At 65.1% G+C, this 10,460-nt stretch carries 10 protein-coding genes; 2 read left to right on the plus strand and 8 right to left on the minus strand.

Annotated features, from left to right (window positions below):
• Positions 1 to 22: 22 nt before the first annotated feature.
• Complete coding sequence (locus VMI09_13410) at positions 23 to 601, plus strand: DUF4337 family protein (protein HTQ25685.1); 579 nt, start codon at positions 23 to 25, stop codon at positions 599 to 601.
• Positions 602 to 629: 28 nt separating this feature from the next.
• On the opposite strand, the gene VMI09_13415 is transcribed toward VMI09_13410, so the two are convergent.
• The 8 genes from VMI09_13415 to VMI09_13450 form a co-directional block, all read right to left on the minus strand.
• Complete coding sequence (locus VMI09_13415) at positions 630 to 1,646, minus strand: proline iminopeptidase-family hydrolase (protein HTQ25686.1); 1,017 nt, start codon at positions 1,644 to 1,646, stop codon at positions 630 to 632.
• Between the two features lie 114 nt (positions 1,647 to 1,760).
• Entirely contained in the window at positions 1,761 to 2,906 is a 1,146-nt protein-coding gene (locus VMI09_13420; GenBank protein HTQ25687.1) for an aminopeptidase, read from the minus strand.
• A gap of 23 nt (positions 2,907 to 2,929) precedes the next feature.
• On the minus strand, positions 2,930 to 4,768 hold the full coding sequence (locus VMI09_13425) for an ABC transporter ATP-binding protein (protein HTQ25688.1): 1,839 nt from the start codon (positions 4,766 to 4,768) through the stop codon (positions 2,930 to 2,932).
• A gap of 18 nt (positions 4,769 to 4,786) precedes the next feature.
• Positions 4,787 to 6,574, minus strand: coding sequence for an ABC transporter ATP-binding protein (locus VMI09_13430; GenBank protein ID HTQ25689.1), 1,788 nt, complete (start codon positions 6,572 to 6,574; stop codon positions 4,787 to 4,789).
• A 10-nt stretch (positions 6,575 to 6,584) separates the two neighbouring features.
• Positions 6,585 to 7,430, minus strand: coding sequence for a class I SAM-dependent methyltransferase (locus VMI09_13435; GenBank protein HTQ25690.1), 846 nt, complete (start codon positions 7,428 to 7,430; stop codon positions 6,585 to 6,587).
• 59 nt (positions 7,431 to 7,489) lie between these two features.
• The gene (locus VMI09_13440; protein ID HTQ25691.1) at positions 7,490 to 8,266 is read right to left on the minus strand and encodes a glycosyltransferase family 2 protein; all 777 of its coding nucleotides are present in this window, start codon (positions 8,264 to 8,266) and stop codon (positions 7,490 to 7,492) included.
• On the minus strand, positions 8,266 to 9,024 hold the full coding sequence (locus VMI09_13445) for a ribonuclease H-like domain-containing protein (protein HTQ25692.1): 759 nt from the start codon (positions 9,022 to 9,024) through the stop codon (positions 8,266 to 8,268). Before VMI09_13445 ends, VMI09_13440 begins: the two co-directional genes overlap by 1 nt.
• A 36-nt stretch (positions 9,025 to 9,060) precedes the next feature.
• Positions 9,061 to 10,110 carry an Mrp/NBP35 family ATP-binding protein gene (locus tag VMI09_13450; protein ID HTQ25693.1) on the minus strand — a complete coding sequence of 350 codons (1,050 nt, stop codon included), beginning with the start codon at positions 10,108 to 10,110 and terminating at the stop codon, positions 9,061 to 9,063.
• A gap of 113 nt (positions 10,111 to 10,223) precedes the next feature.
• Between VMI09_13450 and VMI09_13455 the strand changes: the two genes are divergently transcribed.
• Positions 10,224 to 10,460, plus strand: a 237-nt coding sequence (locus VMI09_13455) for a hypothetical protein (GenBank protein ID HTQ25694.1), incomplete at its 3' end; no start/stop codon positions are given.

A 10,460-nucleotide genomic window follows, 5' to 3' on the forward strand; every position in this document is an offset into this window, starting at 1 on the left:
CGCGGCCGCGGAGGGAAACGCCGTGCCCGAAGAAGTAGAAGTCGACACCGACAAGCTGCACGAGGAGATCCACGAAGAGGTCGAGCGCGAGGGCGGCGCGCTGCTCAAGGCGATTGCGCTTACGACCGCGCTCTTTGCTGCGCTGGCGGCGGTCGCCGCATTGCGCGCGGGCGGAACCGTCAACGAGGCGCTGGTGATGAAGACCGAGGCGACGAGGCTTCAAGCCGAGGCTTCCGACCAGTGGACTGCCTACCAAGCCAAAGGAATCAAGTCCGCTATCCAGAAAGCGTCCGAGACGACGTGGCTCGCGCTCGGCAAGCAGCCGCCCGCATCATTCGGCCAGGAGCGCGAGCGCTATGCGCACGAGCAGGCCGAAATTGCAGCGGTCGCCCACGACAAGGAACGCGAACGCGACCGCAGGTCGGAAGAGGCCGACCACTTGATGCACCAGCATCATCGGTTCGCCGACAGTGTCGCGCTGTTCCAGGTGGCGATCGCGCTAGGCGCGGTCGCGGCGCTCACGCGCGTGCGGATGGTATGGTACGGCTCGATGGCGGTTGGCATCTGCGGCGCCGCGCTGTTCATCGCTACGACGCTGTAGCTCCGTCCGCAGCAGCCGCTCGGCCGCCTCAATTCGCTGGCGCGCGCTGCTCCGAGCGATGCATGAACTCGCGCAACGCCCTCAGGTATTTGTCAGGTTCCTCGTACATCGGCATGTGCGAGCTTTCTTCGAAGATGACCATCTCGGATCCCGGCAATGCGTTGTGGCAGAGCGTGGTTGCGCGGACGCTGGTTTCGCTGCCCAGACGGCCCGCGATGTAAAGCGAGGGTGCCTTGATTTCCTTCAGGCGCGCGGTCCGATCCCAGTCCTTTAGATTGCCGGTGCAGGAGAATTCGTTCTTGCCCTGCATCGTGACGTAAATCTCGTCATTGTGCGCGGCAAACGAACGCTCCAGCGAATCGGGCCACACCGGCAGTCTGCACACGTGCAGCTTGTAGTATTGGATCAGCGCGCCCTGGTACTCAGGGCAATCGGTGTATCCGGACGCCTCATGACGGTCGAGGATGGCCCGAGTTTCGGCCGGAAGCTCTCTGCGATACAGGGCCGCGTCCTTCGACCATTCGGGGTATGAGCAGAGCGCGTCGGAGAAGGTCAGGCTGACGACGCCCTGCGGCTGGGTCAGCGCGTAGTCGGTGACGATCAGGGTTCCCGCCGAATGGCCGAGGAAGTGGGCGCGTTTGAGGCCGAGCGCGCTGCGGACCTGGGCCAGTTCCTTGACGAAGCGATCGAGGGTCCACAGTGATTTGTCGTGCGGATGATCGGATTTTCCCGCGCCGAGCTGATCGTAGAAAATGACCGGCCTTTCCCTGCACAGCTTGCCGATCGGCTCAAGGTAATCGTGAGTGAAGCCGGGACCGCCGTGAACCGTGACGAGCGGTATCGCGTCGCCGCCGCCCACGATTTCGTACCAGACCTTGCCGCCGGTGACGTTGACGTAGCCCTCTTTCACCGGGCATCCGAACGGGAATTTCGAGTTATCCTTCGGCTCGTCCGCGGATCCGGCCTGGGCGTTGGCCGACAGCACAACTGCGAGCAGCACCAGGAAAATCGAACCGCCTGCGGGACGTGAGCGCTTGCTGGACATTGGGTTTTCCTCACCGGCGCGTTTTTTCGCACCGAGCTACGGACGGGACCTGGTTCCCGGCCGCGGCCAATACTCGCATAACACGCCGACCGGTTTACAGACGCAGAGTTGGGCCTATGGGCCGGACCTGGCGGGAGCGGGCACCGAAGGAGGCGCTCCGGGGGGTGTCGATTGTGGGTCGCCGGCTTGAGCGGCGGCGAGCGGCTGACCTGTGCGCGCGGCGCGTTCGATCGGGTCGAAGGGATTGTCGCGGTCCGATTCGGCCAGCGCGATTATCGCCTTGATCGTGTTGCGCAGGTCGCCGCCGTAGATGCGGTCGAGCTTGGCGAAACTGTCGAGGTCGTGAAAATAGATCAGGTAGTTTATCAGCACCGCGTTGTTGATCGGCTGCTTGTCGAGGTCGAAGCGCTCCAAACCCGACAGATGCGGCTTCAGCCGCGCGTAGTCGGCATTGATGGCGGCGAAAAGCGTGGCGCGGCGCTTCAGGATCTCTTCGCGCGGGAGCCCGCTCTTGTAGAGCTCGTCCAGCCGCGTGGCCTCGTCATTGAGGAAGCGGGCAAATTTCAGATCGGCGTCGAGCACTCCCCGCGCCGCTTCGGCGTCGGCGGAGCCGGGCCCGGCAGCTGCCTCGAAGAATTTTACCGCGCCCGCGCTGCCGACGTAGGTCGCGGCCGATTCGTCGAACATCACGTCGCTGGCGAGAAAATACGTGCGATGGAACAGTTCGTGGACGATCACGCCAGCCAACTCGACGCGGTCGAGCCGCAGGAGGTTGGAAAGCAGCGGGTCGTTGAAGAATCCGAGGCTCGAGAACGCCACCGCCGGCCGCACCATGGTGTCATAGCCGCGCTGCTCCATCTCGGCGGCTTCGGCCTCGGCGCGGTCCCTGTTGAAGTAGCCGCGGTAGGGAATTCGCCCGACGATCGGAAACCACCAGGTGTACGGTTCGAGCGAGTCGCGCGGCGCGGCCATCACGACCCATGCGATCGCGCCCTGGTCGACCTCGGAGATGCTGGTGTAGGCGCCGCCGACGTTGAGCCCCAAGCCATCCTGCGCGAATCCGCGCACCTTGAGGACGGTTTCGAGGCTCGCGCGGACCTCGGGCGACAGATCGCCGCGTGCGAGCACGCCGTCAATCGGCTGTCGGCGCCACAGAAGCAAGCTTTCCTCGTACGCCGCGCGCGCGATGTACCCGGCCTCGCATCCGGCGAGCGTGCCGGCGATGAGCGCCAGGGCGATCGTGAGGGTCAGCGCGCGCATCGCAAGGAGAGGTGCGGGCGCGCTCAATCCGCAGCCTGGCCGGCGGGCTCGGCTGCGGTGGCGTATTGGAGCTCGAACAGTCGGTGATAAAGCCCGCGGCGGGCGAGCAGCTCGGCATGCGTGCCGCTCTCGCGCAGCACGCCCTGGCTCAGCACCAGGATGCGGTCTGCGCGCTCGATGGTGGAGAGGCGATGCGCGATCACCAGCGCGGTGCGGTCCTTGAGCAACTCGTCGAGCGCACGCTGGACGAGCGATTCGGTCTCGCTGTCCACGCTCGAGGTCGCTTCGTCCATCACGAGCACGCGCGGATCGTAGGCGAGCGCGCGGGCGAAGGAGAGCAACTGACGCTGGCCGGAGGAGAGGTTGGCTCCGCGCTCGCGAATCTCCTCGTGCAGTCCGCCGGGCAGGCGTTCGACAAAATCCAGCGCCTGCGCGCGCCGCAGCGCCTGACGCACCTCGGCCTCGCCCAGTTCGGTGCGAGCAAGACGAACGTTGTCGAAGACGTCGCCGGCAAAGAGGAACACGTCCTGCTGCACCAGGCCGATCGCGCGGCGCAGCGCCGCGAGGTCCCATTCGCGCACGTCCACGCCGTCGACCAGGATGCGTCCGGCGCTGACGTCGTAAAAACGCGTGAGCAGCTTGATGATGGTGGATTTGCCGGAACCGGTTGCCCCGACGATCGCGATCTTGCGCCCCGGCTCGACGGTGAAGCTCAGATCGCGCAACACGGGCTCGCCCGCGCGATAGGCGAACCCGACGCGTTCGAAAACGATCTCGCCCCGAACGGGGCTCGGGCGGCGCGGCGCCTGCGGGCTCGCGATCGACGCCGGCGTTTCCATCAGCGCCTCGATCCGCTCCATCGCCGCGAGCGCCGATTGCAGGGTGGTGTATTTGCTCGAAATGTCGCGCAGCGGCATGAAGAACATGCGCGCATAGTCGAGGAACGCGACCAGCGTGCCGGCGGTAATCACGCGGCGGATTACCTGGCCACCGCCGGCCCACACGATGATCCCGACGGTCGCCGAGCTGAGCGCCTCGACCGCCGAAAAGACACCGGCCTCGTAGATGTTGGCGACCATCTGGGCGTCGCGGCTCCTTATGTTGAGCGCGTCGAACTCCTCACGGCTTCGCCGCTCGCGGGTGAAGATCTGCACCACCGCCATCCCGGCCAGCGCCTCGGCCAGGTAGGAATTGAGCGCCGCCAGCCGCTCGCGGATCGCGCGGTAAATCGCGCGGGAGCGGCCGCCGAAGAACTTGAGGATGATCAGCAGTGGAGGCACCGCGCACATCGCCCACATTGCCAGGCGCGCATTGAAGGCGAACATAATCGCGACGATTCCGAGCATCGTCAGCACGTCGATGAAGAGCGTGAGCGATCCCGCGCTGAACATCTCGGTGATCGCGTCGATATCGGTGGTCATCCGGCTGACCATCCGGCCGGTAGGCGTGCGGTCGAAAAACGACATCGGCAGACGTTCGACGTGCTTGAACAGCGCCAGCCGGAGGTCCGAGAGGCTGTACTGCGCGACCATCATGGTGAGATAGGACTGCCCATAGAGGGTCGAGAATTCTCCCACCACCAGCAGCAGGTAGATGAAGCCCATCGCGAGCAGCCCGTGGTTACCGAACAGGGCCAGCACCGGCTCAAGCCATCGCGGCGGCGCGCTTCGATTGTGGGTCAGGAAAAGATCGATCGTAAGTTTCCAGATGAAGGGTTGGGCGAGAGCGAACAGCGAGTTCAGCGGCATCAGGAGGACGGAGATAAAAAACAGCCGGCGGTAAGGATGGACATAGCTCCACACCCACCTGAGAAGTTTCAGGTCATAGACGCGGCCGAGCTTCTCTTCCGCCGCGATTTCCATCACCGTCCGCCGCACGCGTCAGTAGCGCGCGAGTTCCTCCTCGACCAATTGCCGATGGAACAGCTCGGCGTAGATTCCGTGCTGCGCCATCAATTCCTCGTGCGTGCCGCGTTCGGCGATTACGCCGTCTTCGAGCACGACGATGTGGTCCGCGTCGCGCACGGTCGATGCGCGATGGCTCACCACGACGCTGGTGCGGCCGCGCACGCTTTCGGCGAGGCTGTCGAGCACGGCGCGCTCAGTCTCGGTATCGACGCTGGAGAGCGCGTCGTCGAGCACGACCACCGCAGGATCATAAACGAGCACCCGCGCGATCGTAACGCGCTGTTTCTGACCGCCCGAGAGCGACATCCCGCGCTCGCCGACGATCGTCGCAAGACCATGCGGCAGCACGGCGATATCGGCCTCGAGGCCCGCCACGCGCGCCGCCCGGGTGATTTGGTCGAGCGAGGCGTCGCCGCGGCCAAAGGCGATATTGCGGCCCATCGTGTCGGAGAACAGCGTCGGCTCCTGCGGCACCATCCCGACCGTCTTGCGCAACGCCCCCAGCGGCAAATCGCGAACGTCGCGTCCGTCGAGCGTGACGTGGCCCGCGGTCGGCTCGACCAGCCGCGTGAGCAGCTTGACCATCGTGGATTTGCCCGAGCCGGTACGGCCCACGATCGCCAGCTTCTCTCCGGCGCGGATTTTGACCGAGACGTCGCGCAGCGCGTAGTGACCGTCGCGTCCGTTGCCTTTGCCGTCGCCGACGTTCCCGTTGCCGACGTTCCCGTTGCCTTGGTGCGCGAAATAGCTGAACCAGACGTGGTCCCACTCGATTGCACCCGCCACTTCCAGTCGCATCTCTCCGCCTTCGATCGAGGCCGGGGCGGTGGCGAAAAAGATATCGTCGAGCCGCTTCATAGAGGCGCGGCCGCGCTGGTAAATCGAAATCACCCAGCCCATCGCGGTGGTCGGCCACATCAACTGCGCCAGGTAGCCCATGAAGGCGACCAGGCCGCCGATCGACATCTGTCCGCGCGTGACCAGGTAACTGCCGTACACCAGCACCAGCATCATCGCGGTCGCATAGGCGCCGCGGATGAGCGGAATCAGGGCGCTGCGCGAGCGCGCCAGCGCGAGCCCCTGCTCGTTGTAACTGTCGTTGCGGCGGCGGAACTCTTCGGCCTCGCGCGCGTGGAGCGTATAGGCCTTGACGACGTGGATGCCCGAGAGGCTCTCCTGCACCTTGGCGCCGATCGCGCCGAGTTCTTCCTGCACGCGTAAGCTGCGTTCCATCAGCGACTGCGTGAGGCGCCGGATGGCGAAAAAGAGAATCGCGAAGGGCGCGAGCGTTACCAGCGTCAGCCGCCACTGCAGCGCGACCATGAAGCTCAGCGCGTAAACGTAGGTTACGGGAGTGTTGGCGAGCGTCAGCGCGCCCATTCCGACCATCATGCGCACGGCCGTCAGGTCGTTGATCATGCGCGACATCAGGTCGCCGGTCTTGAGCCTTTCATAGAAGGAGCGGTCGAGGAGCGTCAGATGTTTGAAGAGGTCATTGCGGAGGTTGTACTCGATATCGCGCCCGCAGTTGAAAAACATGAACCGCGAACACCATCGCACCACGCCCATGGTCAGGGCAGCGGCAAGGATTTCGCCGGCGAGCAGGTTGAGACGCCGCGAATCGTGGGTCTGGATCGAATCGATCGCCTTGCCGGTCAGGTACGGCAGCAGCATCCCCAGCGTTACGGTGGCAAGCGTGCAGAGCGTAGCCAGGGTATAACGGTGCCAGAAGGGCCGAACGTAACCGAGCAGGCGTTTCATGTCATCCGGCCTATCGAACGCCCGAGCGGGAGCCAAAAGGGCTCTCGTTTGAAGCCGGGGACAAAGCGGCGGGCGAAGCCGCGGCCGAGGATGAAACCGCGGGATTTTCCTGCATGGTTTTATGCGCAAGCGTCTTTTGTGCCATGAGGATAAGATTGTCTTCCGTCAGCACGCGCCGATCGAGCATCCAGCGCGCGAGCTCCCGGTTGAGTTCGCGCAGCGTCGGCTTGCGTTCGCGCCATATCAGTCTGAGCCGCGTATCGAGCGCGACCACAGGATACATCAGCGCATACAGCACGTAGCTGAACGGCTTGACCTTGCCGTGGCCGAGCCGCTCCAGCCGCAGCCCGTTGATACGCATCAGGTAGTAGAGCAGCGCGAACGGGATCGGGTAGTTGTGAAAGCGATGGGCCTGGTCGAGCGGCGTGTCGAGCGGAATCGGGCGCCGCTTGGCCTTGTGCATCCCCGACAGCATGAAGCCCAGGCGCGAATCCAGGCGCATGATGTTGGGCGTGGTCAGGATCAGATGGCCGGCGGGACGCAGGACGCGCGCGAGGTCGCTTATCGCTGCGCGATGGTTCTCAAGGTGCTCGATCACCTCGGTGAGCACGACCAGGTCGAAGCTCTCATCCAGATACGGCAGCCCGCGCGTGAGATCGACGCCTTCGTCGATCGGCAAACCTTCGATCGGCGGCAGACCGCGCTCGAAGCGCGTGCCGCGGACCTCGAAACCGCGCGCGGCCAGCGCGCGCATCACTTCGCCATTGCGGCAGCTCACGTCGAGCGCGCGGGTGCCGCGCGGGTCGAGACCGGCGGCCAGTTCCATGACGCCATCTATTATTTCGTGTGCGGGCACGATCGAATCACGTTACCAGTTACGCCGCGCGAAAAAACAGGCTACGGCGCCGGATGGACTCACAAGCGGCGCTGCGTCCGCAGCCGGCGTTCGTATAGCTTGGCGTACTTGAGAAAAACGTAAAAGGCCGCGCTCATCGCCGCGTACAAGCCGCGTCCGCCTTCGCGGAAGCCGCCGCGCAGAAAATAGAAATTCACAAAGCGCCAGGCCGGATTGGCGACCATCTTTACCGCGGTCATCGCGCCCGGATTGCCCTCGGCCGCCGCCTGCGAGCTAAGCCGGTTGATCGTGGCGACATGGTCCGCGACATCGCGATAGCTGAAGTGCAGAATCGGCGCGTCGAGTTTTGCGATACTGCCGCCCACTTCGACGCTCGCATGCGGCTCGTGTCCGCCAAAGCGCGCGCGCTCGCGGCGAAACAGCCGCAGATGCCAATCCGGATAGAGTCCGCGCATGTAATAGCGCCCCAGATGGTAGAGCACGCGGCGAACGCGGTAGCCGTCGGCCGGCTGCGGCCCACCAAGCGCCGCGCGGATTTCGCTGCCCAACTCCCACGTCGCCTGCTCGTCGGCGTCGAGCGAGAAGATCCATTCGCCACGCGCCTGCTCGAGCGCGAACTGCTTCTGCGCAATATATCCTTCGAAGGGACGCTGGAAGATCTGCGCGCCCAGCCCGCGTGCGATTTCAACCGTGCGGTCGGTCGAGAACGAATCGACCACGACCAACTCGTCGCAGAACCCAGCGGCGCTTTTGAGGCATTGGCCGATCAGTTCCTCCTCGTTGCGCGTGATGACGATGAGCGAGATCTTCGGCACGCCGTTCGCTGCCGCGGCCATCAGCTTTGCTCCGGGGGCGGCTCGCCGGGGGGCGGCGCACCGATCTCGGCAAGGAAATGCGCGGAGGCGTCGCGTGCGGAGCGATAGCCGGCGTCATCGATCCGCCCGCGCATCAGCTCGACCCGCAAAAACAGAAAGTACGTCTGCACGACGTCGCTCCGGCAGTAGCGATGGATCTCCGCCATCCGTCCCTGCTCGTACAAATCCTGAACCTGCGAACCGTCGACCTCCATCTTGCCGGGCAGGCCGATCATTTTCAGCAGCAGATCCATCCCGCCTTTTAAGGGGCCGCTTGCGCCGAAGTTGGTCAGGTAGTCGGCGAGATCGAGATGGCGCTCGGTGGAATAGCGCGCGCGCGAGGTTCCGCTTCCCTCCGCGAAGTGCTCGGGCGCCGCGATTCCATAGCGCAGCGCGGCGAGCTCGAGCACCGGAAAATCGAAACGCCGTCCGTTGAATGTGACCATACTCCCCGCGAAACGCTCCGCGCGCGCCCAGAACTCGCGCGCAAGCTGCTCCTCGGAGTAGTCGTTCAGCGCGAGGCTTTCGACCGAGCGCAACGCGTGATCGGCGCCGACCGCGCCGATCGCGATCGAAATCGGAATGTGCAGAGTGAGCGGAAAAAAATCGCCGCGCCGGGCGCGCAACCGCTCGCGGTAGCGCTGAAAGGCGTCCTCATCGCTCAACCCCTCCCCCGCGCATAGCGCCTGATTCAGCAGACGTTTGTCGACGCGCGTCTCGATATCGAATATGGCGAACACAGCAATCGTGCCGCGCGGCTTGCCGCCGCCCGGCGCTCAGGCCTCCGTGCGCTCGAGCCCCTCGATGACTTTTTCGGCGATCGAACGGAACGGGGCGGCGGCCGGATGATCAGGGCGCATCGCGACCAGCGGACGCGCGTAGTCGCCGCCTTCGCGCAGCTCCCGGACCAGCGGAATCTCGCCCAAAAACGGCACGCCGAGGCTCTGCGCAAGCCGTTCTCCGCCGCCGTGCGCGAAAATCTCATGCCGGGCGCCGCACTTGCGGCAGATGTGATAGCTCATGTTCTCGATCACGCCGAGCACCGGCACGTCGACTTCCTGGAACATCGTGACCCCGCGCCGCACGTCCATCAGCGCGACTTCCTGCGGCGTGGTGACGATGATTCCGCCGGCCAGCGCGACGCGCTGCGTGATCGTAAGTTGGGCGTCGCCCGTGCCCGGCGGCAGATCGAGCACCAGACAATCGAGTTCGCCCCATTCGACGTTGAACAAAAACTCGGTCTCGAGCTTGGTCACCATCGGGCCGCGCCAGATGACCGCTGTCTCGTCGTTAACGAACAGCGCCATCGAGATGTAGCGGATGCCGAAACTTTCGAGCGGGATGATGCGGCGCTCCGGCGTGAGCGCGACGCGCTGCTCCGCTCCGACCATCATCGCGACGCTCGGGCCGTAAACGTCTGCATCCATCAGCCCGATCCGCCATCCCGCCGCGCGCATCGCCAGCGCAAGATTGACCGCAACCGTTGATTTGCCGACGCCGCCCTTGCCGCTGGCCACCGCGAGCACGTGGCGTACGCCGGGCACGAGGCGGCGATGCGATCCGGGGGCCATTTTCGGCGCGTTGGCGGGCTGCTCGATGTGCACATCAACGGCGGGCACACCCGGCATCGCGCCGACCGTACGGCGGATCTCGTCGGCGATCTGCGCCGCGGCCTCGGCGTTTGCGCTCGGCGCAGTAAGCGTCACGGTTACGCCCCTGTACGCGATCTCGATATCCTTGACCATGCCGAAGGAGACGATGTCGCGGGTGAAGCCGGGGTATTTGACTTTCTTAAGTTCGACTAGGATTTCGTTGGGCGTCGGCATCTATAAGTCGCGGCGCGCCGGCGCGTCCGGCGCTTCATTGGCGGCCACGCTCTGATGTTATCATTCCGCAAGTATGGGAAAAACGCGCCGGGGCGCGAAAGCGAAGAGATTCGATGGCGCGTGCGGCTAAGCCGAGCGACGGCATGCGCGTGGGCCACGCGCCGGAGGCGAGCGGCGTCGTGCGCTTTGCGGCGCACGAACTTGCCGCGGGTTTGCGCGCGATGATGTCCGAGGCTGTGCGGGTCGAGGCCGTTCCCGGCCTCGACCCGCACAGCCTGCTGATAGCGCCGGCTGGGGCCGCGGCGCGAAGCACCGCGGCCCCTGCCGGCGTGCAGGCGCTGTCGTCGGGG

The organism is Candidatus Binataceae bacterium, assembly GCA_035500095.1.
Classification (GTDB): Bacteria; Desulfobacterota; Binatia; order Binatales; family Binataceae; genus JAKAVN01.

What these genes read in the sequence shown, in the direction of transcription:
- VMI09_13430 (HTQ25689.1), bottom strand. Translation starts at nt 6,574, where the DNA reads ATGAAACGCCTGCTCGGTTACGTTCGGCCCTTCTGGCACCGTTATACC.
- VMI09_13440 (HTQ25691.1), bottom strand. Translation starts at nt 8,266, where the DNA reads ATGGCCGCGGCAGCGAACGGCGTGCCGAAGATCTCGCTCATCGTCATC.
- VMI09_13425 (HTQ25688.1), bottom strand. Translation starts at nt 4,768, where the DNA reads ATGGAAATCGCGGCGGAAGAGAAGCTCGGCCGCGTCTATGACCTGAAA.
- VMI09_13420 (HTQ25687.1), bottom strand. Translation starts at nt 2,906, where the DNA reads ATGCGCGCGCTGACCCTCACGATCGCCCTGGCGCTCATCGCCGGCACG.
- VMI09_13415 (HTQ25686.1), bottom strand. Translation starts at nt 1,646, where the DNA reads ATGTCCAGCAAGCGCTCACGTCCCGCAGGCGGTTCGATTTTCCTGGTG.
- VMI09_13450 (HTQ25693.1), bottom strand. Translation starts at nt 10,110, where the DNA reads ATGCCGACGCCCAACGAAATCCTAGTCGAACTTAAGAAAGTCAAATAC.